The sequence below is a fragment of the Streptomyces sp. NPDC058231 genome (genome assembly GCF_042882275.1).
In the GTDB taxonomy this organism is placed as follows: Bacteria; Actinomycetota; Actinomycetes; order Streptomycetales; family Streptomycetaceae; genus Streptomyces.
The window spans coordinates 94,441-116,821 of sequence record NZ_JBHVWN010000014.1 but is presented as its reverse complement, the minus strand read 5'-3'; the positions used below and the strand labels follow the sequence as shown (position 1 = coordinate 116,821).

Here is a 22,381-nt window from a genome sequence, read left to right as displayed (position 1 = left end):
GATACCCCTGTCGCCAGTACGCCGATGGCGAACGTGAGACGTGCCGGCCAGCGTGTCGCCCCTCCCCACTAGGGATGTTCTTACCCGCAATTACAGACGGTCCATGCGGCGCGCGCGGGTTCCCTCCGCTACGGGCGAACATCCTTGCGCTCCGGAATGCGATCGCGCGCCCCCTCCCTCGGCACACTGCGCACCGGGTGGCGGACTCTGCGTAACCCTTGGGGCGGCTCGGCAGTTCTTCGGACATGGCCCTCACCCTCCCGCCGCCACGCTCAGCGCTCGCCGACGAGCGCGACAACGCGCGTGTGCGGTGGTACGAGCACGAGCTCGGCTGGGCCACGGAAGGAGCCGCTCCGGTGCGGTTGCCGACCGGATTGCGCTTCGACGTCCTCGAAGTACCTGTGGCCGCCGGATACGCGGCGCTGCGCCGGGTGGGGCGCACCGGTCCGGTGACGCTCGCGGGGCGGACCATGGGGCTGCTGGTGGCCGCCGGGAGCGCCGATGAGCTGCCGGGGCTGCTCGACTGGCTGGAGTGGGGCGGTGTGGACCTCGCGCTGACCGCGCTCGGCACGGGCGGGCGGATCGTCGCGCCGGCTCCGCCCGGCTGGTGTCCGGGCTCGCCGGGGGCCGCCGTATGGCTGCGGCCCCCCGAGCTGCGGCACGAGGGGAGGGTACAGTTCCCGGCCCTCGCCGGCCTCGGGAGCAGGGGTGGGGATGCTCCCGATCTCGTACGGCTGGTGGACGCGGTGGCGACGGAATGCCACCGTTTCCGGTTGATGCGCGCCCGAAAGGGACGGCAGGCAATGGGGCTGTCGACCGGTCAGTCGACAGTTCAGCCGTTGGCCTGCTCGTAAGCCTCGCGGATCTCTGCCGGAACACGACCACGGTCATTCACATTGTGACCGTTCTCGCGCGCCCACTTACGGATCTCAGCAGTGTCCTTGTTGCCACCGGGAACGGCGCGCCCCTTGCCACGACCAGCCGCCGCACGGCCACCGGTACGCCGGCCGCCCTTGGTGTACGGCTCAAGAAGACCACGGAGCTTGTCCGCGTTGCCCGTGGTGAGGTCAATCTCGTAGGTCTTGCCATCCAGAGCGAACGTCACCGTCTCGTCCGCCTCGCCACCGTCGAGGTCATCGACAAGAAGGACCTGAACCTTCTGTGCCACCGGATTTCCTTTCATCGAAAAATGCAGTACGCGGAAAGGAAACCGCTTTTCCCCGGAAAACACAAACCCCTGGGAGAGGTTCAGGAGTGCAAGAACACGGGAAACATGCGCGATTCGGACATAGGGTTACGACTTCTTCCGGCGGTCACAGGTGCAGAAGCATCCGGCTGTTGCCCAAGGTGTTCGGCTTCACTCGTTCGAGACCTAGGAACTCCGCCACACCCTCGTCATAGGAACGCAGCAGCTCGCTGTAGACATCTGTGTCGACCGGTGTCTCCCCGATCTCCACGAAGCCGTGCTTGGCGAAGAAGTCGACTTCGAAGGTGAGACAGAAAACCCGGCGCACACCCAGCCAGCGGGCGGTCTGCAGCAGCTTGTCCAGGACTTGATGCCCCACTCCGGCGCCTTTGATGCTGTGATCGACCGCGAGAGTACGGACTTCGGCGAGGTCCTCCCACATCACGTGCAGAGCGCCGCAGCCGATGATCCGGGCATCCGCGTCGCGTTCCGCGATCCAGAACTCCTGGATGTCCTCGTAAAGCGTCACCGTTGCTTTGTCGAGGAGGATGCCTTCTCGTACGTACCCGTCGAGGAGGCGGCGGACCGCGGGCACATCACTCGTCCTGGCACGCCGGACGGTGATGGCTGCGTTAATAACCGACGGTTCGGTACGGAAATCAGTATGCGGATGCTCTGAGGACATGACCCCGACGCTATCGCCCGGCCTCCGGGTCCATGTCATCGGCCGGGCCGTCACCGGCCTCCGGGAGGCCCGGCGACACGATCCGCATCGCGTCCTGGAGAGCTTCTCGCTGCTCGGCGGACATCATGCCGAAGAAGGCGACAAGAGCGGCGGCAGGGTTGTCGCTGCGGGACCAGGCTTCGTTCATCAGTGCGGCCGAGTAGGCGGCGCGGGTGGAGACGGCCATATATCTATATGCGCGGCCGTCGACTTCCCTGCGCACCCAGCCCTTCTGGTGGAGATTGTCCATTACCGTCATGACGGTCGTGTATGCGATGGACCGTTCCTGCTGGAGGTCCTCAAGGACTTCCCGCACGGTGACCGGACGGTTCCATTGCCAGACCCGTGTCATGACGGCGTCTTCCAGCTCTCCCAATTGGCGAGGCACAGCGTCACCTTAGTGCTAGATGTCTGGAATGGATGCTTATTTACACAGCAAAAGGGCGTACAGCTCCTGGTGAGCCGTACGCCCTTCGTGCGGTGCGAGACGGGGTACGCGAGACGCGGTACGCGCCGTACCGGTCAGACGCCGCCGGTCCGCGGGGCCTGCTTCGCCGCCTCGGCGCGGCCGATCGCCGAGTCCACGGCCGCGTCCTCCTTGGCCTTGTTGGGGCCGCCCTGGCTCTTGACGATCGTCACGACGAGGCCGATGAAGAAGGCGGCCATCACCACGGGGGGCACGAGCGCGGATACGTAGTCCATGGGATCCAGAGTAGCGAGCCCGGTACAGACTTCCGCGCACCCCCTCCGCCAGCCGCCACGGTCATCCGGCGGCGCGCTGCTGCGACGGCGGGGCCGGGCGGCGGCGGGGCGGGAAGACTTCCGAGGGCTTCGGCGCGGGGCGCTCGGGGGTCGGCACGGGGCGGGGCGGGGCGGCCGGCGTCTTCGGCCGTTCGGGTTCGGCGACGGCTCCCCGACCGCCGGGCAGGGCGAGCAGCCGGCTGCGCGGGGCGGGCGCCGTGGTGGAGACGGCGCGTCCGGCGAGCCGGGTCCGCACCGACCGCTCGGCGAGCACCCGGCAGCGCTCCAGGAGCGCCGCGGCCACCGGTCTGCTGCGCTGGGCGCGGAGCGCGGCCAGATCCTCCGGGCACGGGTCGTATCCGGCGGCAAGGGCGTCCTGGAGCAGCTCCAGGTAGCCGGCGGCCGAGCCGGGCAGGGCGTCTCGGTAGCGGACGAGATCGGCGAGGAGGAACGTGCGCAGCCGTCCCGCCTCGCCGACCGCCTCGTCCACGGAACCGGCTAGCCGCAGACAGTCCTGGACGTCCTCGTCGGGCAGGGGCGCTGGGTGGAGGGCGTTGGCGAGGGCGCGTCGGAGCACACGCAGCTCGTCCGCGCTGAACGCCATACCGCCGCGTGATCCGTAAGGCGTGGGCATAACGCAACAATACGTGCTAAATGGACAAAATCCGTTTAATGGCCTGCGGGCGGCGCGGCGGCATTCTGCGTGCCGCCGCTGCCGTTCCCGCAGGTACCCGGCGCCTGCTCTACAGCCGGGCGACGTTGCGCTCGTACACCAGTCGCAGACCGATGAGCGTGAGCCACGGCTCGTGCTCGTCGATGACGGAGGACTCGCCCAACACCATCGGAGCAAGGCCACCGGTCGCGATGACCGTCACGTCGTCGGGGTCGGCCGCCAGCTCCTTCTTCATGCGTCCGACGACACCGTCGACCTGGCCGGCGAAGCCGAAGACGATGCCCGCCTGCATGGCCTCGACGGTGTTCTTGCCGATCACGCTGCGCGGCCGGGCCAGCTCGATCTTGCGGAGCTGCGCGCCCCTGACGCCGAGCGCCTCCACCGAGATCTCGATGCCGGGGGCGATGACCCCGCCCGCGTACTCCCCCCGGGCGGACACCGCGTCGAAGGTGGTGGCCGTGCCGAAGTCGACCACGATCGCCGGACCTCCGTAGAGGTCGACGGCGGCGACCGAGTTGATGATGCGGTCCGCGCCGACCTCCTTCGGGTGGTCCACCAGGATCGGCACGCCCGTCTTGATGCCCGGCTCGACGAGCACGGCGGGCACGTCGCCGTAGTAGCGGCGGGTGACCTCGCGCAGTTCGTGCAGGACGGCCGGGACCGTGGAGCAGATCGCGATGCCCTCGATGCCGTCGCCCAGTTCCTCGCCGAGCAGCGGGTGCATTCCCATCAGCCCGTTGAGCAGGACCGCGAGCTCGTCGGCCGTGCGGCGGGCGTCGGTGGAGATCCGCCAGTGCTCGACGATCTCCTCACCGTCGAACAGGCCGAGGACGGTGTGGGTGTTGCCGACGTCGATGGTGAGCAGCATCAGACGCCGGCCCCGTCGGTGTCGCGGAAGTCCAGGCCGATGTCGAGGATCGGCGAGGAGTGGGTGAGCGCGCCGACGGCCAGGTAGTCGACGCCCGCGGCGGCGTAGGCGTGGGCGGTGTCCAGGGTGAGCCGGCCGGACGACTCCAGGACCGCACGGCCGCCCACGAGCGCGACCGCCTTCTCCGTCTCGGACGGCGTGAAGTTGTCCAGCAGGATCAGATCGGCGCCGGCCTCCAGCACCTCGCGGACCTGGTCGAGGGTGTCGACCTCGACCTCGATCGCCAGGTCGGGGAACTCGTCCCGCACGCGCCTGAACGCCTCGGCGACCCCGCCCGCGGCGACGACGTGGTTGTCCTTGACGAGCGCGGCGTCGGAGAGCGACATCCGGTGGTTGACGCCGCCACCGCAGCGCACCGCGTACTTCTCCAGGGCGCGCAGGCCCGGCGTGGTCTTGCGGGTGTCGCGGACCTTGGTCTTCGTGCCTTCGAGGACATCGGCCCAGGCGCGGGTCGCGGTCGCGATGCCGGAGAGCCGGCAGAGCAGGTTGAGAGCGCTGCGCTCGCCGGTGAGCAGGTCGCGGGTGCGGGTGGTGACGGTCAGCAGCTTCTGTCCGGGGGCGACGCGGTCGCCGTCCTCGACATGGCGCTCGACCTCGAACTCGGCCGTGCAGACGATGGACAGGACGGCCTCGGCGACGCGCAGACCGGCGACGACACCGGCCTCACGGGCGGTGAAGTCACCGACGGCCATGGCTTCCTCGGAGACCGTGGCGACGGTCGTGACGTCCACGCCGTTGTCGAGGTCCTCCTCGATGGCGACGTGCGCGACGTCCTCGACCTGGACCGGGTCGAGGCCGGCGTCGGCGAGGAGCTGGGCCAGGTCGGGGTCGAGGCCGCACTCCAGGGGGTCCAGCTCGTAGCCGTCCTCCCCGCCGCAGCCGCAGGCGTCGCCGCAGCCGCCCGCGGACGGTGCGGGCGCGCCGATCTGGATCAGCGGTACGTCCACGGGAGTGGGGCGCGGATTCTCTTCGGGCGTGCTCACGGTTACGGCTCCTCGGGGGTGGGGTGGTTCGTGGGTGCTGCTGCGCAGTCTGGTGCCCAGGACGCGCCGACGGGCGGGAATGCCTCGGTCTCCGTACGGCTGAGGACCAGCCGGCGGTCCGGGGTGAGCCGGACGACGAGGTGGCGGCGCCAGTTCTCGTCGTCCCGCTCGGGCCGGTCCTCACGCCAGTGGCAGCCGCGGGTCTCCTCGCGCTGCCGGGCGGCGGCGACCAGGACGCGCGAGACGAGAAGCAGGTTGGTGGCCTCCCACGCCTCGACGCCGGGCACCGCGACCTTGGGTTCGGGCGCCCCGGCGTCGGCCGCCGCGCTGTCGTGCAGGGCCTCCAGTTCGTCGGCGGCGGTGGCGAGGCTGGCGGCGGAACGCAGAACTCCGGCGCCCCGCGTCATGATCCGCTGGATCGCCGACCCCATCTCGGGCGCGAGCAGCGGGGACGGGGCGGGGGCCTCCGACGCGGCCGCAGCCGGAGCAGGTGCCGTGCGCGGACCGCTTCCGACGATGTCCGCCGCGATGCGCTCGGCGAAGACCAGCCCCTCCAGGAGCGAGTTGGACGCCAGCCGGTTCGCACCGTGCACGCCGGTGCAGGCGACCTCGCCGCACGCGTACAGCCCCGGAACCGTCGTCCGGCCGCGCAGATCGGTGCGGATCCCGCCGGAGGCGTAGTGCGCCGCGGGCGCGACCGGGATCGGTTCGGTGACCGGGTCGATGCCGTGGGCGCGGCAGGCCGCGAGGATCGTGGGGAAGCGCTGCTCCCACATCCCGGCGCCGAAGTGGCGGGCGTCGAGATACATGTGCTCGGTGCCGTGCAACTGCATCTGACGGGTGATCGCCTTGGCGACGATGTCGCGGGGTGCCAGTTCGGCCAGTTCGTGCTGCCCGGTCATGAACCGCGTGCCGCTCGCGTCGACGAGGTGGGCGCCCTCGCCCCGTACCGCTTCCGACACGAGGGGCTGCTGGCCCTCCGAGCCGGCGCCGAGGAAGAGGACGGTCGGGTGGAACTGGACGAATTCGAGGTCGGAGACCTCCGCGCCGGCCCGCAGGGCGAGGGCGACCCCGTCGCCGGTCGAGACCGGCGGGTTGGTGGTGGCGGAGAAGACCTGGCCCATCCCGCCGGTGGCGAGGACCACCGCGGGGGCGTGGACCGCGCCGACACCGTCGTGCTGGCCCTCGCCCATGACGTGCAGGGTGACGCCCGCGGTACGGCCGTCGGCGTCCGTCAGCAGATCCAGTACCAGGGCGTTCTCCACCGTGTGGAGGGCGGCGGAACGGACCGCCTCGACCAGGGCGCGGGAGATCTCGGCGCCCGTCGCGTCCCCGCCCGCATGGGCGATCCGGCGACGGTGGTGGCCGCCCTCGCGGGTGAGCGCGATGTCGCCGGTGTCGGTGGTGTCGAAGTGCGCGCCGGTCTCGATGAGCCGGCGCACGGCGTCGGGGCCCTCCGTGACCAGGGTCCGTACCGCCGACTCGTCGCACAGGCCCGCGCCCGCGACCAGGGTGTCGGCCAGGTGCTGTTCCGGGGTGTCGCCCTCACCGAGTGCCGCCGCGATGCCGCCCTGCGCCCAGCGGGTGGAGCCGTCGTCGAGGCGTGCCTTGGTGACGACGACGGTGGCGAGTCCCGCGGCGGCGCAGCGCAACGCGGTGGTGAGACCTGCGACGCCGGAGCCGACCACCACGACGTCCGCGTCGATGGCCCAGCCGGGGGCGGGGGCGGTCAGCCGTATTCCGGTCACGTCTCGGCTCCGAAGGTCAGCGGGATGTTGTCGATGAGGCGGGTGGCTCCCACCCGCGCGGCGACGGCGAGGATCGCGTCACCGGTGGTCCGGTCGTCGGGGATCTCGGTGAAGTCCACCGGGTCCACGAGCGCCAGATAGTCGAGTGCGAGCGGCGGCTGTGCGGCTGCCGCGTCGTCGAGCACGGTGTGCGCGGCAGCGCGTACCGCCGCGGGGCCGCCGTCCGGCCTGGCCCACGCCACCGCCTGGGTGTCGGCGGCCGCGCGGGCCTCGCCGAGCCGGGTGAGCGCGGCGGCCCGGTCCGTGCTCGCCGCGGTGCTCTGCGCGCGGGCGTGCAGCGCCTGCTGGGCGGCGAGCCGGTCCCGGGCCGCGAACAGGGCCCGGGACAGGGCGAGGGCGGTGCGGCGCTCCTCGGCGTCGAGGAAACGGTTGCGGCTGGAGAGCGCGAGGCCGTCCGGTTCACGGGCCGTCCCGACTCCGGCGATCTCCACCGGGAAGTTCAGGTCACGCACCATGCGGCGGATCAGCGCCAGTTGCTGGGCGTCCTTCTGCCCGAAGAGGGCGACATCGGGGCGGGTGAGGTGGAGGAGCTTGGCGACGACGGTGAGCATCCCGTCGAAGTGGCCGGGGCGGAACGCCCCTTCCAGCCGCTCGCCCATCGGCCCCGCGCTGATCCTGACCTGCGGTTCGCCACCGGGGTAGACCTCGTCGACGGACGGGGCGAAGACCGCGTCGGCACCGGCAGCGCCCGCGACGGCCAGATCGGCGTCGAGGGTACGGGGGTAGCGGTCGAGGTCCGCGGCCTCGCCGAACTGGAGAGGGTTGACGAAGACGGTGACGACGACCTGGCCGTCCGGGCCCGCGGCTGCGCGGGCGGCGCGGATCAGGGTGGCGTGGCCCTCGTGCAGCGCGCCCATCGTCATGACGACGGCGCGCCTCCCCCTGTGGGCGCCGAACGTGTCGAGTTCGGCGGCCGTACGCAGCAGGGTGGTGGCTGCGGTCGAGTTCATCGGGTCCCTCCCGGTCCGGTGGTGCCCGTCGCATCCGTGCCGCCGGTCCCGTCGGCCAGGACGTCGAGCAGTTCCTCCGCCAGTTCGGGCTTGAGCAGGCCGTGGGCGAGCGCCCGGTCGGCGGTGGCGCGGGCCATCGCGAGATACCCGGCCACGGTCTGCGGGGCGTGCCTGCGCAGCTCGCCGATGTGCGCGGCGACCGTGCCCGCGTCGCCCCGTGCGACCGGGCCGGTCAGCGCGCCGTCACCGGAGCGCAGGGCGTTGTCGAGCGCGGCGCCCAGCAGGGGGCCGAGCATCCGGTCGGGCGCCGTGACGCCGGCCGTCCGCAGCAGCTCCATCGACTGGGCGACCAGGGTGACCAGGTGGTTCGCACCGAGGGCGAGCGCCGCGTGGTAGAGCGGACGCGACTCCTCCGCGATCCATTCGGGTTCGCCGCCCATCTCGATGACGAGCGCCTCCGCCGCCAGCCGCAGCTCATCGGGGGCGGTGACGCCGAAGGAGCAGCCGGCGAGCCGCTGCACGTCGACACCGGTGCCGGTGAACGTCATCGCCGGGTGCAGGGCCAGCGGCAGGGCGCCGGCCCGCAGGGCGGGGTCCAGGACACGTGTCCCGTACCGCCCCGACGTGTGCACGATCAGCTGTCCCGGCCGGACCGCACCCGTCTCGGCGAGGCCCTCGACCAGTCCGGGCAGTGTGTCGTCCGGGACGGTCAGCAGGACCAGTTCGGCGCGTGCGAGGACCTCGGCGGGCGGCACGAGGGGTACGTCGGGCAGCAGGGCGGCCGCACGGCGCACGGACGCGTCGGAGACGCCCGATACGGCGACCGGGCGGTGCCCAGCGAGCTGCAGGGACGCGGCGAGGGCGGGGCCGACGCGGCCCGCGCCGACGACCCCCACCGTGAGACGGGCGGGGCGGTCCCTCGCGTCGAGGGGTTCCCTGGGTGCTGATGTGTTCACGCGGCGATGGCCTTCCGTTCCAGTCCGCGGGGGGTACCGGACGATTTCTCTGCATGCTACGCCAGCGTTTCGTACCGGCTCCCGGCCGTCCACAGGCTGTGGACGAACGTGTGGGGCGCCGCCGGGGCAGGGATCGCGCACCGGTGTGGGCGGGGGCCTCGCCCTGGGCGATGATCGTCCCATGGCAGACAGGGACGATCAGGCGCGGCCGCAGGTGCGGGACGAGGTACGGAACGGGACGCGGGAGGGTTCACCGGGCAGCGGGCAGGACCGGGAGGCCGACCCGGGCAGCGAGCAGGCGGAGCGTCTCCGCCGGGTCGGCGCCTGGCGCCGGGCCGAGCGGATCCTGGCCCGGCCGCCCGCGGACCGGACTCTCGGCGAGCAGCTGGCCGATCTGTCCGCGTACGCCGCCTCCGTCGCCGATCTGGACCAGCCAGGGGACGTCTACGGCAACGGTGTCGTCGCCGACCTGGAGCGGCGGATCGCCGGCCTGCTCGGCATGGAGGCCGCGGCGTTCTTCCCGACCGGCACGATGGCGCAGCAGGTCGCGCTGCGCTGCTGGGCGGCGCGTACCGGAAACCCGACCGTGGCACTGCACCCGCTCGCCCACCCCGAGGTGCACGAGCGCGGTGCGCTCGGGGCGGTGAGCGGGCTGCGTACCGTCCACCCGACGTCCGAGCCTCGGCTGCCCACCGCGGAGGAGATCCGCGACTTCGCGGAGCCGTTCGGCACGCTGATGCTGGAACTGCCGCTCCGCGACGCCGGATTCGTCCTGCCGGAGTGGGACGAGCTCCGCGACGTGGTGGAGGCCGCACGCGAACGTGATGCAGTGGTGCACTTCGACGGCGCGCGACTGTGGGAGTGCGCCCCCCGTTTCGGGCGCGGGCTGCCGGAGATCGCGGCGCTCGCGGACAGCGTGTACGTGTCGTTCTACAAGACCCTGGGCGGAATCTCCGGGGCCGCGCTCGCCGGTCCCGAGTCCCTGATCGAGGACGCGCGGACCTGGCGCCACCGGTACGGCGGCCAGCTCTTCCAGCAGTTCCCGGCGGCGCTCGCCGCGCTGATCGGCCTGGAGCGGGAGCTGCCGAAGCTGGAGTCGTACGTGGCACAGGCGAAGGTGGTGGCCGGAGCACTGGCCGAAGGGCTCGCGGAATCCGCCGTGCCGTGGTTCCGCGTACATCCCGAACCGCCGCACACACACCAGTTCCAGGTGTGGCTGCCGTACCCGGCGGACGTCCTGACCGAGGCGGGCGTACGGCAGGCGGAGGAGACGGGCGTGGCGCTCTTCCGCAACTGGCGCCCGGCCGCCGCCGGCCCGCCCGGCATGGCACTCACCGAGGTCACGGTGGCCGAGGCGGGGCTGGAGTGGACCGAGCGGGAGGTTCGGTCGGCGGTGCGGGACTTCGTGGCGCGGCTCGCCTAGACCTCCGGCCGGCCGCCGTGGCCTCCTGTCCGGTCCGCCCTCAGGCGCCGGACGGGCCGGGCGGCGGACCGGAGCGCCGCGGCCGGTGCAGGAGCCCACGCAGCGCCGTCCGCCAGCGGCGGCGGGCCGGACGGCCCGCGATCACCGCGTCGAACCTGCGGCGCTCGCGGAGGTCCCGGATCACCGCCAGGTCGTACCGTCCGGGCAGCGGCGGCGGCGCTTCCCCCAGCCGGACCGCACGGTAGCTGTCGATCATGTGCTGCTGAAAGGCGTCCATGACTCCAGCGTGAGCCGGTACGGCGGAGCCCGCGCGTCGATTGACGGCCGTCGTCAACCGGCGCATGCCGCGCCGCCCGCACCCCGCACTATGGAGGGGTGAGCGTGACCATCGACATCGCGGGACTGGCTCCCGACCGCATCGTCTTCGAGACCTCGCCCCTCGCCGAGCTGGGGCTGGCTCTGCATGCGCTCTCCGAGCCGGGGCACCATCCGGGGCTGCACGGCTGGGCGACCGCGACCAGCAGCTCGCTGGAGCCCGACCTGGCCGACCGGCTGCACGAGGCCGACTTCCTGTGGCGGAACACGTTCTCCGACGTCTTCATGCCGTTCGCCGGGGTCCGTGGCGGAGACGGCAGGTCCGGGGCGACCCTCGCCGAGGACCTGGACATCCTCGACCGTCTGGACGACGAGCGGTTCGTCGCCTCCGCCCTCGAGTTCACCTGCGCCAGCCTGTACGGGATCGGCGCCCCGTCCCCGCTCAGCGACCCCGGAATGCGCGCCCGCGCACTGGACATGGCTGCGGCGCGCGGTCCGCGGCAGGTGGAGTTCACCCGGCAGCTGCTGGCCGATCCCGCCCCCGTGCGCCGCTGGGTCCGCCGCCTGTTCGAGGACTGCGACCAGGCCTTCTTCGCGGACACCTGGCGCCGGGTGCGGGTCCAACTGGTCGCCGACGCCCGGCACAAGACGGATCTGCTGCGCCACAAGGGCGCAGCGGAGGCGCTGGGCGCGGTCTCCGCCGCGCTCTCGCTCGACGTGAGCGGCACCCGGATCAGCGCCGACAAGATGACCGAGGGCGCGACCACCGCGACGGACCCGGCCGTCGGCTCCGGGCTGACACTCATCCCGTCGAGCTTCGGCTGGCCGCATCTGATGGTCCTGCACGCACCCGGCTGGCGCCCGGTGATCCACTATCCGGTGCACCGGCCCGAGCTGCCCTCCCCCGCCTCGGTGGAGATCCTGCAACTGCGGATGGAGGCGCTGGCCCATCCGATGCGGATGCGTCTGTGCCGGAACCTCGCCCGCTCGCCGTACACCACCGGTGAACTCGCCGACTCGCACAGCATCACCGCGCCCGAGGTCTCCCGGCACCTCTCGGTGCTGAAGAAGGCCGGCCTGGTCACCACCCGGCGCCGCGGCCGGTACGTACTGCACCAACTGGACCTGACGGTGGTGACCCGGCTCGGCAGCGACTTCCTGGAAGGGTTGCTGCGGTGACGCCGGCGGACCGAAGGTCCACCGGGGCGCGCCGCGGTGGACCTTCGGTCCGCGGGAGCGGGGCGGCCGGTCAGCCCGTCCCGCCGCGGCCGGCGCGCACCAGTCCGGTCTCGTACGCGAGGACGACGACCTGCACCCGGTCGCGCAGGTTCAGCTTGGTGAGGATGCGGCCGACGTGCGTCTTCACCGTCGCCTCGGACAGCACCAGGCGCGCGGCGATCTCGCCGTTCGACAGGCCCTGCGCCACCAGCAGCATCACCTCGCGTTCCCGGTCGGTGAGCTTGCCGACGTCCTTGTGCTGCGGTTCGTCGCCACTGCTCGGCAGCATCGACGAGAAGCGGTCGAGCAGCCGCCGGGTGGTGGACGGGGCGACGACCGCGTCACCGCTGTGCACCGACCGGATCGCGGCGAGCAGCTCTCCCGGCGGCACGTCCTTGAGCATGAAACCGCTGGCCCCCGCCTTCAGCCCGGTGAAGGCGTACTCGTCCAGGTCGAACGTGGTGAGGATGAGCACCTTCGGGGCATCGGGCCGGCCACAGATCCGCCGGGTCGCCTCGACGCCGTCCAGCCTCGGCATGCGTACGTCCATCAGCACCACGTCGACGGCGGTGGAGCGGAGGTTCTCGATCGCCTCCACGCCGTCGCCGGCCTCGGCGACGACCTCCATGTCCGGCTGCGCCGCGAGCACCATCCGGAATCCGGTGCGCAGCAGCATCTGGTCGTCGACGAGCATCACGCGGATCGCCATTATGAAGTCCTTGTCTCCTGTCCTGCCCGAGTGGGCTGCCCCGGAACGGGCTCCCCGGAAGTGGGTCAGTCGGCGGGTTTGAGCGGCAGCAGTGCGCTGATCCGGAATCCGCCGCCGGGGCGCGGCCCGGCGTCCAGCGTGCCGCCGACCATGCCGACCCGCTCCCGCATGCCGATCATCCCGTGGCCCGCGCCGTCCGCCCCGCCGTCCTCGTACAGCTCGTGCGCCGCGCCCCGGCCGTCGTCCTCGACCAGCAGGCCGAGCCCGTCGTCGAAGTAGACCAGCCGCACGCTCGCACCGGCGTCCGGACCACCGTGCTTACGGGTGTTGGTCAGGGCTTCCTGCACGATCCGGTACGCGGTCAGCTCGACGCCGCTGGGCAGCGGGCGCGCGGTGCCCTCGATCTTGAAGTCCACTGCCAGGCCCGTCCGCCTCACCTGCTCGATCAGGTCCTCGATCTGCTCGACGTCGGGCTGCGGGACGTACTCCCGGCTCTCCCGGGCGTCACCGGTCCGCAGTACGCCGAGCAGCCGGCGCATCTCGGCGAGAGCCTGCCTGCCGGTGCTGGAGATGGTCTCCAGCGCCTGCCGTGCCTGGTCGGGCGCGGCGTCCATCACATAGGCCGCGCCGTCGGCCTGCACCACCATCACGGAGACGTTGTGCGCGACGACATCGTGCAGTTCGCGGGCGATACGGGCCCGCTCGGCGGCCACCGCGACCTTCGACTGCGCCTCGCGCTCCCGCTCCAGCCTCGCGGCGCGCTCCTCCAGCTGGTCGAAGTACGCCCGCCGGGTCCGCATCGAGTCGCCGAGCACCCAGGCGAGCACGAAGGGAACCGTCATGACGACGACGACGAAGACCTCCTGCACCCAGCTGCCGTGCGTCTCGTTCGGCCAGCGCAGCTGCGAGAGCCCGGCCGCGCACAGACTGCAGACCAGCGCGAGCCGGGACGCCCAGCGTTCCCCGACCGTGGCCACCGTGAAGGTGATCACCAGCATGGCGAAGTTCGCGACGCTCGGCCTGACCCCGGTCACCAGTTGTGCGACGCCCGCGGCGACGGCGAGCAGCAGCATCTTCTCCGGTGCCCTGCGGCGCAGCGCGACGACCAGGCAGAGTCCGAGGACGATCGGCACGGCGGGGAGCCGTTCCGCCCCCCGGCTCGGGTCGGCCACGACGGACACGCCGGAGAGACCGAGGAGCACGACAGCCCAGAAGGTGTCGACGCCCGTCGGGTGTCTGCGGATGAAGTCGTAGAGGCGCTGCACGTGACCCAGCGTAGGCAGAGGCGATGGCCGGACGGGTCAGCCGAAGGGCCGATCCAGGTCCTGGGACCGTACTCCCCAAGGTGGAGACTTGGCTCCGTGACGGATGAGTGGCGTGGATGGCAGGAGGCGGCCGAGACCGCTTTGTACGGGGACGGGGGGTTCTACCGGAGCCCCGAGGGTCCGGCCGGGCACTTCCGCACCTCCGTGCACGCGTCCGGGCTGTTCGCCACCGCCGTGGCCCGGCTGCTGGTCAGGACGGCGCAGGAACTGGGGGGCGGCGCGGTCGATCTGGTGGACCTGGGCGCCGGGCGCGGCGAACTGCTGACGGGGGTGCTGGCGGCGCTGCCGGACATCGCGCCGGCCGGGCTCCCGGTACGGGCGTACGCCGTGGAGATCGCCGCCCGGCCGCCCGGTCTGGATCCCCGGATCACGTGGTGCGCCGAGCCGCCGCAGGGGGTGCGGGGGCTGCTGTTCGCCAACGAGTGGCTGGACAACGTGCCGGTCCCGGTAGCGGAGACCGACGAGGACGGCGTCGACCGGTACGTCCTCGTCCGGACGGCGGACGGTGCGGAACGGCTGGGGGCACCGGTCACCGGAGCGGACGCCGAGTGGCTGCGCCGCTGGTGGCCCTCGGCCGGGCCCGGCAGCCGTGCGGAGATCGGCCGACCGCGCGACGAGGCGTGGGGCCGGGCGGTCGCCACCCTGTCCGCAGGGCTCGCGGCGGCCGTCGACTACGCCCACGTACGTGAGGCGCGGCCGCCGTACGGCACACTGGCCGGCTTCCGGGCGGGACGCGAGGTGCGGCCGGTGCCGGACGGCAGCTGCGACCTCACCTCGCACGTGGCGCTGGACGCGTGCGCGGCGGCGGGCGCGGAGGGCGGTGCGGCGCCCGAGGTGGTCGATCAGCGGACGGCCCTGCGGGTGCTGGGGATCGGCGGGGAGCGGCCGCCGCTCGCGCTGGCGTCGACCGATCCGGCCGGATACGTGCGGGCGCTCGCGGCGGCCGGTGAGGCGGCGGAACTGACCGCACGGGGCGGGCTCGGCGACTTCCGGTGGCTGATGCAGCGGGTGGCGCCGATCGTCCCGGACTCCTCCGGCGACTGAACGGCAGGGGCCCGGCGGGGACGCGGCCGGGGTGCCGGCGGGTGGACACGAAAGCCCGGGGCCCGGAGCGGACCGTGCGGCGCGCAGGGAATACTGGCCGTATGACGGAGACGACAGTCGGCATCGGCGGAGCGGCGGAGAGCACCGACATGGTGCTCAACATCGGGCCGCAGCACCCCTCCACCCATGGCGTGCTCCGTCTGCGGATCGTTCTCGACGGCGAGCGGATCCAGCACGCCGAGCCGGTCATCGGCTACATGCACCGCGGCGCGGAGAAGCTCTTCGAAGCCCGTGACTACCGGCAGATCGTGATGCTCGCCAACCGCCACGACTGGCTGTCGGCGTTCTCCAACGAGCTGGGCGTCGTGATGGCGGTCGAGCGGATGCTCGGCATGGAGGTCCCGGAGCGCGCGGTGTGGACCCGGACCCTGCTCGCCGAGCTGAACCGAGTGCTGAACCATCTGATGTTCCTCGGCTCGTACCCGCTCGAACTGGGCGGCATCACCCCGGTGTTCCACGCCTTCCGGGAGCGCGAGGAGCTCCAGGCGGTGATGGAGGAGGTCTCCGGCGGCCGGATGCACTACATGTTCAACCGGGTCGGCGGTCTCAAGGAGGACCTTCCGGCGGGATGGCTGGGCCGCGCCCGGGACGCCGTCGCCTCGGTCCGCTCGCGCATGGACGTGTACGACCGGCTGGTGCTCGGAAACGAGATCTTCCGGGGCCGGACCCGCGGTGTCGGCGTGCTGTCCGCCGAGGCGGTGCACGCGTTCGGGGTGTCCGGGCCGATCGCCCGCGCCTCCGGGGTCGACTTCGATCTCCGGCGCGACGAGCCCTATCTCGCGTACGGGGAGCTACGGGACACCCTCAAGGTCGTCACCCGCACCGAGGGCGACTGCCTGGCCCGGTTCGAGTGCCTGCTGGAACAGACCCACAACGCCCTGGACCTGGCGGACGCCTGCCTGGACCGGATGGCCGAGCTGGCGCCCGGACCGATCAACCAGCGGCTGCCCAAGGTGCTGAAGGCCCCCGAGGGCCACACCTACGCCTGGACCGAGAACCCGCTCGGCGTCAACGGCTACTACCTGGTGTCCAAGGGCGAGAAGACCCCGTACCGGCTGAAGCTCCGTTCCGCCTCGTTCAACAACATCCAGGCACTCACCGTGCTGCTGCCGGGGACTCTGGTCGCCGACATGGTGGCCATTCTGGGCTCGCTGTTCTTCGTCGTCGGCGACATCGACAAGTAACCGTCGCCGACGGGACGCGCCCCGGTGGCCTCACGCACAGTCCGGCGCGAGGCCACCGGAGGCCGTCAGGAGATCGCGCTGCGCAGCTCGGCGACGTCCAGCTGCTCCGTCTCGTCGTGCGCGGTCAGGTCGATGACCTTGCCGACGGTCCGGTTCTCGGCCGCGCCCGTGCGGTGCGCGGCCAGCACCTCCTCGCCCACCACGTCCGCGAGGTCCTCGTTCTGCACGGACTCGATCGCGGCGTTCGCCTTCTGCGTACCGAAGAAGTCGAAGCTGCCCTGCGGCACCAGATGGCGGCGGGAGGGGGCGTACGGAACGACCGCGCTGGCGGCCGGCACGGAGCGCGGCGCCGGGAGCGCGGTGGACGGGCGGGCCGGGGGCAGGGCGGCCGACGGGCGGCGGTGCTGCTCCGCGCCGGACGCCGCGTGCTTCCCCTTCGGCTCGTCCGCCTCCCGGGCGCGCTCCGCGAGATCGCGCTCCCTGGCCTGCTCGGCGGTGCGGCGGGCCTCCTGGAGTGCGGCGTTCCGGGTGAGGTCCTGCAACGCCTGGGCGGCACGCAGATACGCGGCCGGGGTGGGTGTGGAGCGGGCCGTGGGCAGCTCCCGGGGCGGGGCGGCCGCTTCGAGCGCGAGCTGCCTGCGGCCCTCGAGCGCGCTGGCCCGCTCGGTCTCGGCGTTGGCGTAGCGGCGCAGCAGTGCGGCGTGCTCGCCGCGCAGGCCGGCGAGCTCGGCGCGCTTGCGGCGCAGCTTCGTCTCCAGCCGGACGCGCAGCGCCCGCGACTCCTCCAGGTCGGCCTCGAGCTCCGCCAGGCGCTCCTCGGTCTTCCACTCGTCGCTGGCGCGGGCGCGGGTCAGCTCCGCGACGCGGCGGCCCGCCTCCCGGTCCCAGCTGCGCATCAGATACGCGCCGGTGACGGCGGCGGCGGCCGCGGCGGCCACCAGGCCGCGCAGGACCAGGGGTTCGGCGAGCAGCCAGGCACCCGCCGCACAGACGGCCGACGCCCCGGCGACGGCCGAAGGCGGAAGGATTCTGTGCAGAGGTGGCGAATGGCGATGACGTCCACGTGGCATGGCCTGAAATTTACCGTGCGTACGAGTCACTGGGGAGGCCGCCCGGCAATCTGTTCCCCGCCGGTTACCTGACGGCATACCGGCGGCCCCCTCAGTGGTCACTTCCTACTTCTTGATCAGGCCTTTCGACTGCAGATAGTCCTTGGCCACATCGGCCGGCCTGGCACGCTCCGCGTCGACCTTGCGGTTCAGTTCCGCGAGGTCCCCGGTGGTGAGCGCCTTGGTGAGCTTGCCGAGCGCATAGGCAATGTCCTGCGCCCCGGCGTCCTTGGCATTGAGAACCGGAACGACGTTGTCCGCGTTCTGCAGCTTCTTGTCGTCCTCCAGGAACACCAGGCCGTAGCTGTCGAGCACCGCGTCCGTGGTGGTCGACAGGACCAGCTGGTCCTTACCGTCCTTGACGGCCTGCTTGGACTGCGGCGTACCGACTCCCTTGGGGTCGATTCCGGTGACGTCGATGCCGTACGTCTTCTTCAGACCCGGTGCGCAGAAGGGCCTCACCTCGCACTCGTCGCCCGCGGCGATCTTCACCTTCAGCTTGGACGCGCCCAGATCCGAAAGCGTCCTGAGCTTGTTCTTGTCGGCGAATTCCTTGGTCACCGCGAAGGCGTTCTGGTCGACCGCTTCACCGGCCCGGAGCACCTTCAGTCCGCGCGGGGTGGCGAGCTTCTCCAGCGCGGCGACCGTGGCCGTCACGTCACCGGAGGCGACCGGGGCCTTCTCGGCCGCCTTCGCACCGTTCACCTTGGCGTTGAGGAATTCGGCGATCGTCGCGGCGTATTCCGGAACGATGTCGATCTCGCCCTTCTCCAGGGACGGTTCGTACAGTTCCCGGTTCTGCACCGTGGTGACCGAGGTCCCGTATCCGGCGTCGCCGAGGATCTGCGCGTACAGCTCGGCGAGCACCTTGGACTCGGTGAAGGACGCGGCGCCGATGACGAGCCGGCCCTTCTTCCCGGACTCGCCGGACGCGCCGGAGCCCTTGTCCTTCTCCAGGCTGTCACCGCCGCAGGCGGCGAGCGAGCCGGCCAGCGCGACCATGCCGATGACCGCACCCGCTATGCGCGAGGTCTTGCTCATGTTGTTCTCCGTCCACAGCAACAGGGCTAATTGCGAGAAGTAGGGGAATGGGGCGGGTCAGGCGGTCCGGCGGCGGCGGAGCGGCGACAGCGCCCGGTCCAGCCCCACCAGCGCCGCCTCCACCAGCAGGGCGAGCCCGGCCACGAGCAGCGCGCCCGCCACCACCTGGGGTGTGTCGTACGTGTTGAACCCGGCGGTGATGATGCGGCCGAGACCGCCCTGGCCGGCCATGGCGGCGATCGTCGCGGTGGCGACCACCTGTACGGCCGCCGACCGCAGACCGGTCATGATCAGCGGATAGGCGAGGGGGAGTTCGACCCGCACGAAGAGCTGACCGCCGGACATCCCCATGCCGCGCGCCGCCTCGGCCACCGACCGGTCCACCTCCGTCATCCCCACATAGGCGTTGGTCAGCAGCGGCGGCACGGCGAACAGCACCAGCGCGATGATCGTCGGCAGATATCCGGCGTTGCGCAGCGGCGACACCATGAACAGGGCCAGCACCGCGAAGACGGGGATCGCCCGGCCGGCGTTGGAGAGGTTGACGGCCAGCGCACCCCCCTTCCCGATGTGCCCCAGGTACAGGGCGACCGGCAGCGCGATAGCGCAGGCCAGGGCGAGCGACACCCCGCTGACGTACAGATGCTCGACCAGCCGGTGCGCCGCCCCGCTCTCCCCCGACCAGTTGGCTCCGGTGGTCAGCCAGGTCCACGCCTCGCCGAGAACCCCCATGGATCAGACCGCCTTCACTTCGGCGACCGCGCCCGCGGTCTCGCGGACCGTCCGTATCCGGGTCCAGGGCGTCAACAGCCACTGCACCCCCAGCAGCAGCAGATCCGCGACCACCGCGAGCAGCACGCAGAGCACCGATGCGGCGAGCACCTGTGCCTTGAAGAAGCTCGGCAGGGCGTCCTCGATGAGGTTGCCGAGACCGCCTCTGCCGACGATCGACCCGACCGTGGTCAACGCGATCGTGGAGACCGTGGCGATCCGGACACCGGCCATCAACGCGGGCAGCGCGAGAGGGAGTTCGACCTCCCACAGCAGCCGCCCGGGACCGTATCCCATGCCCCTCGCAGCGTCCTTCGCCTCTTGTGGCACCGCTTCGAGCCCGGCCAGGATGTTCCGTACGAGAACGGTGAGCGAATACAGCACCAGGCCGGTGACGACCAGTGCGGCGGAGAGCCCGAAAAGCGGCAGCAGCAGCGAGAACATCGCCAGTGACGGCACCGTGTAGAGCACTGTCGTCAGCCCGAGCACCGGTCCGGCGAACCGCCGGCTGCGGCGCGCGAGCAGCGCCAGCGGAAAAGCGACCGCGAGTCCGATCGCCACCGAGACCGCCGTGATCCAGATGTGCTGAACGGTGGCGTCCGTCAACTCCTGGCCCCGGGTGCGGAGATACTCACCGCAGATCCAGTCGTTCGCCACCAGGCAGTTCTGTCCGGCCATCCGTCTTCCCCCCCGTCGCCGCTTCGTACCGATGTCTGGCGACCCTATCCCCGACCACTGACAATCGCCGAGGCCGTTGTATTCCAGCAACATGTCCTTCACAGAACACCCGCCACAATGGGGAACCATGATCCGTTTCGAGCACGTCACCAAGCGGTACGCCGACGGCACGACCGCCGTCGAAGGCCTTTCCTTCGAAGTGGCCGAGGGCGAACTGGTCACACTCGTAGGGCCGTCCGGCTGCGGCAAGACGACCACCATGAAGATGGTGAACCGGCTGATCGAACCGACCGAGGGGCGGATATTCCTCGACGGGGACGACATATCCACCATCGACCCCGTCCGGCTCCGCCGCCGTATCGGCTATGTGATCCAGCAGGTCGGGCTGTTCCCGCACAGAACGGTGCTGGAAAACACCGCGACCGTTCCCCATCTCCTGGGCTGGAAGCGGGAAAAGGGCCGCGCCCGCGCCGCCGAACTCCTCGACCTCGTCGGACTCGATCCTTCCGTTTATGGTGACCGCTATCCGGACCAGCTCTCCGGCGGCCAGCGTCAACGCGTCGGAGTGGCAAGGGCGCTGGCCGCTGACCCGCCTGTGCTGCTGATGGACGAACCATTCGGCGCGGTGGACCCGGTGGTCCGCGAACGGCTTCAGAACGAATTCCTCAAACTTCAGGCGCAGGTGCGCAAAACCGTGCTGTTCGTCACGCACGACATCGAGGAGGCGGTCCGGCTCGGCGACCGTATCGCCGTCTACGGGCAGGGCTCCATCGAGCAGTTCGACTCCCCGGCGACCGTGCTCGGCGCACCCGCCACGCCGTACGTCGCGGACTTCGTCGGCGCCGACCGCGGCCTCAAGCGGCTCTCCGTGACCCCCGTCGAGGAGAGCGACCTCGACCAGCCGCCCGTGGTCCACCTGGACGACCCGCTCCCCCGGGCGGCCGAGCGGCTCCGTGCCGAGGGCGCGCGCTGGGCCGTCGTGCTGGACGCCGGCGACAGGCTGCACGGCTGGATCCCGGCCGGCACCGCGCTCGCCGGGGCGGAGGGAACGGTCCGCGAACATGCCCGCCGCATGGAGGCGTGGCTCCCCCTCGGCGCCCCGCTCAAGCAGGCGTTCGCCACCATGCTGCAGCACGACGCGGGCTGGGTCGCGGTCGTCGACGCGGAGAGCACCGGCCGGTTCCTCGGCGTGCTCACCCCGGCCCGCCTCCATGAGGCGCTGCGCCGGTCGATCGACGCCGACGCGCAGGACCTGCCGCGCGCCGAGGTGGCCGTGGAGACGGTGGCCGGGACGGCCGGGGCGCTCTGACCGGGGGCGCGCCGGCCGGGGCGGGGACACTCCGGGCCGCCGCGGGGTGGAACGGCCGCGCCCCGGTCAGTCCTCGCTGAGCCGGCTGCTCATCCACTCCAGTGCCGAAGGAATCTCCCGGCGCCAGGTGTTGAAGTTGTGCCCGCCGCTGTTCAGCACGATCGACGACACCTGGGCGGGCGCCCTCACCTTCGCCAGGAACAGCCGGGTGCTCCTGTAGTTCCCCTCACCCTGCCGCGACGTGGTGACCAGGAACGACGAGTCGGGCTGGGGCAGATGGTCCAGGCTCCACAGCAGATCGGCACGTTCGCGCTCCGAACGGTCCCCGTGGAAGAGGTCGCCGGTCGTCGGATCCTCGGCCGCCCGGTAGTACGCGGACAGGCCGGCGCTCGCCACGAACCGGTTCGGGTGGTGCAGACCGATCTTCAGCGCGCAGTAGCCGCCGGTCGAGTTGCCGATGATGCCCCAGTTACGGGCCCGCCGCCCGACCCGGTACGCGTCCGAGACCGCCTGGGGCAGATCCTTCGCGAAGAACGTCTCGGTCTTCGGCCCGCCCGCTATGTCCACGCACTCGGTGTCCCGCGGTGGCGCGACCGTCGGCCTCAGCATCACCAGGATCATCGGCTGCGCCCGTCCCGCTTTCACCCGATCGAGTGCTGTGCGCGGGTACTGCAGGCCCTTCAGCAGATTCTCCGAGGTGCCCGGATAGCCGGTGAGGACGATGACCGCGGGGAAGTTCCGGTGCGCGTAGTCCGACTGGAAGTACTCCGGCGGCAGATAGACGTACGCCGGACTCTCGATCCCCGAGCGCCGCCCCGCGACGACGACCTTGTCGATCCGGCCGCCCGCCGTGGGCCGGGAGCCGCCCGGGACGTCCGGCCGCTCCATCCCGACCCGGAGGATGTTCCGCGAGGCGGCGGCCCCGGTCGTCCGGTCCAGGACGATGCCCGGTTCCTGCTGCCTGCCGAGGAGATCGGACCAGGAGCCGTAGAACAGGAACGAGTTGTTGGCCAGCAGCCCGACCGAGGCGAAGACCGTCACCTGGGTCACCAGCAGCAGGCCGACCCGGCCGAACACCGCCGCCGCACTGCGGCGGGCCAGCCTCGGCCAGATGAGGACCGTGGCAGCGAACAGAACGACGGCCAGACCGATGGCCAGGACCAGAACTGTCTTACTGGTGAGCCCCATAGTCGGGTGAGCTTTCTTGTCGGGAAATTTCCGGGATGTGGGTGAACCCACCGCCCGG

Annotated in this window: 24 protein-coding genes; 6 read left to right on the top strand and 18 right to left on the bottom strand. The window is 71.6% G+C overall.

Annotated features, from left to right (window positions below; translation table 11 throughout):
* Positions 1–245 precede the first annotated feature (245 nt).
* A complete protein-coding gene (locus ACFVXE_RS13230; RefSeq protein ID WP_389671255.1) occupies positions 246–854 on the top strand; it encodes an SCO3374 family protein in 609 nt (202 codons plus the stop codon).
* Here ACFVXE_RS13230 and ACFVXE_RS13225 read toward each other — a convergent pair.
* From ACFVXE_RS13225 to ACFVXE_RS13180, 10 genes are all read right to left on the bottom strand, one after another.
* The gene (locus tag ACFVXE_RS13225) at positions 833–1,168 is read right to left on the bottom strand and encodes an Lsr2 family protein (RefSeq protein WP_389671254.1); all 336 of its coding nucleotides are present in this window, start codon (positions 1,166–1,168) and stop codon (positions 833–835) included. The two genes, ACFVXE_RS13230 and ACFVXE_RS13225, sit on opposite strands and share 22 nt — an antisense overlap.
* 145 nt (positions 1,169–1,313) lie before the next feature.
* Positions 1,314–1,871 carry an amino-acid N-acetyltransferase gene (locus ACFVXE_RS13220; protein WP_389671253.1) on the bottom strand — a complete coding sequence of 186 codons (558 nt, stop codon included), beginning with the start codon at positions 1,869–1,871 and terminating at the stop codon, positions 1,314–1,316.
* A gap of 10 nt (positions 1,872–1,881) precedes the next feature.
* The gene (locus tag ACFVXE_RS13215; RefSeq protein WP_389671252.1) at positions 1,882–2,298 is read right to left on the bottom strand and encodes a BlaI/MecI/CopY family transcriptional regulator; all 417 of its coding nucleotides are present in this window, start codon (positions 2,296–2,298) and stop codon (positions 1,882–1,884) included.
* Positions 2,299–2,432: 134 nt separating this feature from the next.
* On the bottom strand, positions 2,433–2,612 hold the full coding sequence (locus tag ACFVXE_RS13210) for a hypothetical protein (RefSeq protein WP_389671251.1): 180 nt from the start codon (positions 2,610–2,612) through the stop codon (positions 2,433–2,435).
* Positions 2,613–2,673: 61 nt separating this feature from the next.
* The gene (locus ACFVXE_RS13205; RefSeq protein ID WP_389671288.1) at positions 2,674–3,255 is read right to left on the bottom strand and encodes a hypothetical protein; all 582 of its coding nucleotides are present in this window, start codon (positions 3,253–3,255) and stop codon (positions 2,674–2,676) included.
* Positions 3,256–3,394: 139 nt separating this feature from the next.
* Entirely contained in the window at positions 3,395–4,192 is a 798-nt protein-coding gene (locus ACFVXE_RS13200) for a type III pantothenate kinase (protein WP_389671250.1), read from the bottom strand.
* Entirely contained in the window at positions 4,192–5,235 is a 1,044-nt protein-coding gene (nadC, locus tag ACFVXE_RS13195) for a carboxylating nicotinate-nucleotide diphosphorylase (RefSeq protein ID WP_389671249.1), read from the bottom strand. The genes ACFVXE_RS13200 and nadC overlap by 1 nt, the downstream gene beginning before the upstream one ends.
* A 2-nt stretch (positions 5,236–5,237) precedes the next feature.
* Entirely contained in the window at positions 5,238–6,983 is a 1,746-nt protein-coding gene (locus tag ACFVXE_RS13190; protein ID WP_389671248.1) for an L-aspartate oxidase, read from the bottom strand.
* The gene (gene panC / locus ACFVXE_RS13185; RefSeq protein WP_389671247.1) at positions 6,980–7,993 is read right to left on the bottom strand and encodes a pantoate--beta-alanine ligase; all 1,014 of its coding nucleotides are present in this window, start codon (positions 7,991–7,993) and stop codon (positions 6,980–6,982) included. The genes ACFVXE_RS13190 and panC overlap by 4 nt, the downstream gene beginning before the upstream one ends.
* Complete coding sequence (locus ACFVXE_RS13180; protein ID WP_389671246.1) at positions 7,990–8,949, bottom strand: Rossmann-like and DUF2520 domain-containing protein; 960 nt, start codon at positions 8,947–8,949, stop codon at positions 7,990–7,992. The genes panC and ACFVXE_RS13180 overlap by 4 nt, the downstream gene beginning before the upstream one ends.
* Positions 8,950–9,130: 181 nt before the next feature.
* Between ACFVXE_RS13180 and ACFVXE_RS13175 the strand changes: the two genes are divergently transcribed.
* Positions 9,131–10,372 carry a threonine aldolase family protein gene (locus ACFVXE_RS13175; RefSeq protein ID WP_389671245.1) on the top strand — a complete coding sequence of 414 codons (1,242 nt, stop codon included), beginning with the start codon at positions 9,131–9,133 and terminating at the stop codon, positions 10,370–10,372.
* A 40-nt stretch (positions 10,373–10,412) separates the two neighbouring features.
* Here ACFVXE_RS13175 and ACFVXE_RS13170 read toward each other — a convergent pair whose 3' ends face one another.
* Positions 10,413–10,649: a hypothetical protein gene (locus ACFVXE_RS13170; protein WP_389671244.1), complete on the bottom strand. Its 237-nt coding sequence runs from the start codon at positions 10,647–10,649 to the stop codon at positions 10,413–10,415.
* A gap of 104 nt (positions 10,650–10,753) precedes the next feature.
* Here ACFVXE_RS13170 and ACFVXE_RS13165 point away from each other — a divergent pair, with 104 nt between their 5' ends.
* The gene (locus ACFVXE_RS13165) at positions 10,754–11,866 is read left to right on the top strand and encodes a DUF5937 family protein (RefSeq protein ID WP_389671287.1); all 1,113 of its coding nucleotides are present in this window, start codon (positions 10,754–10,756) and stop codon (positions 11,864–11,866) included.
* 70 nt (positions 11,867–11,936) lie between these two features.
* On the opposite strand, the gene ACFVXE_RS13160 is transcribed toward ACFVXE_RS13165, so the two are convergent.
* Both ACFVXE_RS13160 and ACFVXE_RS13155 read right to left on the bottom strand, forming a co-directional pair.
* Positions 11,937–12,614, bottom strand: coding sequence for a response regulator (locus ACFVXE_RS13160; protein ID WP_389671243.1), 678 nt, complete (start codon positions 12,612–12,614; stop codon positions 11,937–11,939).
* 65 nt (positions 12,615–12,679) lie between these two features.
* Positions 12,680–13,879, bottom strand: a complete 1,200-nt coding sequence (locus ACFVXE_RS13155; RefSeq protein WP_389671242.1) for a sensor histidine kinase — start codon at positions 13,877–13,879, stop codon at positions 12,680–12,682.
* A 96-nt stretch (positions 13,880–13,975) separates the two neighbouring features.
* Between ACFVXE_RS13155 and ACFVXE_RS13150 the strand changes: the two genes are divergently transcribed.
* Both ACFVXE_RS13150 and ACFVXE_RS13145 read left to right on the top strand, forming a co-directional pair.
* Positions 13,976–14,983, top strand: a complete 1,008-nt coding sequence (locus ACFVXE_RS13150) for an SAM-dependent methyltransferase (protein ID WP_389671241.1) — start codon at positions 13,976–13,978, stop codon at positions 14,981–14,983.
* A 101-nt stretch (positions 14,984–15,084) separates the two neighbouring features.
* Positions 15,085–16,227 (top strand): NADH-quinone oxidoreductase subunit D, encoded by a 1,143-nt coding sequence (locus ACFVXE_RS13145; RefSeq protein WP_389671240.1) that lies wholly within the window; start codon positions 15,085–15,087, stop codon positions 16,225–16,227.
* A 65-nt stretch (positions 16,228–16,292) separates the two neighbouring features.
* Here the strand turns inward: ACFVXE_RS13145 and ACFVXE_RS13140 are convergent, their stop codons facing one another.
* The 4 genes from ACFVXE_RS13140 to ACFVXE_RS13125 form a co-directional block, all read right to left on the bottom strand.
* The gene (locus tag ACFVXE_RS13140) at positions 16,293–17,297 is read right to left on the bottom strand and encodes a hypothetical protein (protein WP_389671239.1); all 1,005 of its coding nucleotides are present in this window, start codon (positions 17,295–17,297) and stop codon (positions 16,293–16,295) included.
* Between the two features lie 105 nt (positions 17,298–17,402).
* Entirely contained in the window at positions 17,403–18,377 is a 975-nt protein-coding gene (locus ACFVXE_RS13135) for an ABC transporter substrate-binding protein (RefSeq protein ID WP_389671238.1), read from the bottom strand.
* A 57-nt stretch (positions 18,378–18,434) separates the two neighbouring features.
* Positions 18,435–19,109 carry an ABC transporter permease gene (locus ACFVXE_RS13130; protein WP_389671237.1) on the bottom strand — a complete coding sequence of 225 codons (675 nt, stop codon included), beginning with the start codon at positions 19,107–19,109 and terminating at the stop codon, positions 18,435–18,437.
* A 3-nt stretch (positions 19,110–19,112) separates the two neighbouring features.
* The gene (locus ACFVXE_RS13125) at positions 19,113–19,826 is read right to left on the bottom strand and encodes an ABC transporter permease (protein WP_389671236.1); all 714 of its coding nucleotides are present in this window, start codon (positions 19,824–19,826) and stop codon (positions 19,113–19,115) included.
* Positions 19,827–19,953: 127 nt separating this feature from the next.
* Here ACFVXE_RS13125 and ACFVXE_RS13120 point away from each other — a divergent pair, with 127 nt between their 5' ends.
* Entirely contained in the window at positions 19,954–21,135 is a 1,182-nt protein-coding gene (locus ACFVXE_RS13120) for a betaine/proline/choline family ABC transporter ATP-binding protein (protein WP_389671235.1), read from the top strand.
* 66 nt (positions 21,136–21,201) lie between these two features.
* On the opposite strand, the gene ACFVXE_RS13115 is transcribed toward ACFVXE_RS13120, so the two are convergent.
* Complete coding sequence (locus ACFVXE_RS13115) at positions 21,202–22,323, bottom strand: alpha/beta hydrolase (RefSeq protein WP_389671234.1); 1,122 nt, start codon at positions 22,321–22,323, stop codon at positions 21,202–21,204.
* Positions 22,324–22,381: the final 58 nt, after the last annotated feature.

Coding starts and splice junctions, on each gene's coding strand:
- ACFVXE_RS13145 (WP_389671240.1), top strand. CDS start 15,085: ATGACGGAGACGACAGTCGGCATCGGCGGAGCGGCGGAGAGCACCGAC.
- ACFVXE_RS13125 (WP_389671236.1), bottom strand. CDS start 19,826: ATGGCCGGACAGAACTGCCTGGTGGCGAACGACTGGATCTGCGGTGAG.
- ACFVXE_RS13170 (WP_389671244.1), bottom strand. CDS start 10,649: ATGGACGCCTTTCAGCAGCACATGATCGACAGCTACCGTGCGGTCCGG.
- ACFVXE_RS13200 (WP_389671250.1), bottom strand. CDS start 4,192: ATGCTGCTCACCATCGACGTCGGCAACACCCACACCGTCCTCGGCCTG.
- ACFVXE_RS13140 (WP_389671239.1), bottom strand. CDS start 17,297: ATGCCACGTGGACGTCATCGCCATTCGCCACCTCTGCACAGAATCCTT.
- ACFVXE_RS13205 (WP_389671288.1), bottom strand. CDS start 3,255: ATGGCGTTCAGCGCGGACGAGCTGCGTGTGCTCCGACGCGCCCTCGCC.
- ACFVXE_RS13210 (WP_389671251.1), bottom strand. CDS start 2,612: ATGGACTACGTATCCGCGCTCGTGCCCCCCGTGGTGATGGCCGCCTTC.
- ACFVXE_RS13160 (WP_389671243.1), bottom strand. CDS start 12,614: ATGGCGATCCGCGTGATGCTCGTCGACGACCAGATGCTGCTGCGCACC.
- panC (WP_389671247.1), bottom strand. CDS start 7,993: ATGAACTCGACCGCAGCCACCACCCTGCTGCGTACGGCCGCCGAACTC.
- ACFVXE_RS13230 (WP_389671255.1), top strand. CDS start 246: ATGGCCCTCACCCTCCCGCCGCCACGCTCAGCGCTCGCCGACGAGCGC.
- ACFVXE_RS13135 (WP_389671238.1), bottom strand. CDS start 18,377: ATGAGCAAGACCTCGCGCATAGCGGGTGCGGTCATCGGCATGGTCGCG.
- ACFVXE_RS13130 (WP_389671237.1), bottom strand. CDS start 19,109: ATGGGGGTTCTCGGCGAGGCGTGGACCTGGCTGACCACCGGAGCCAAC.
- ACFVXE_RS13120 (WP_389671235.1), top strand. CDS start 19,954: ATGATCCGTTTCGAGCACGTCACCAAGCGGTACGCCGACGGCACGACC.
- ACFVXE_RS13220 (WP_389671253.1), bottom strand. CDS start 1,871: ATGTCCTCAGAGCATCCGCATACTGATTTCCGTACCGAACCGTCGGTT.
- ACFVXE_RS13115 (WP_389671234.1), bottom strand. CDS start 22,323: ATGGGGCTCACCAGTAAGACAGTTCTGGTCCTGGCCATCGGTCTGGCC.
- ACFVXE_RS13175 (WP_389671245.1), top strand. CDS start 9,131: ATGGCAGACAGGGACGATCAGGCGCGGCCGCAGGTGCGGGACGAGGTA.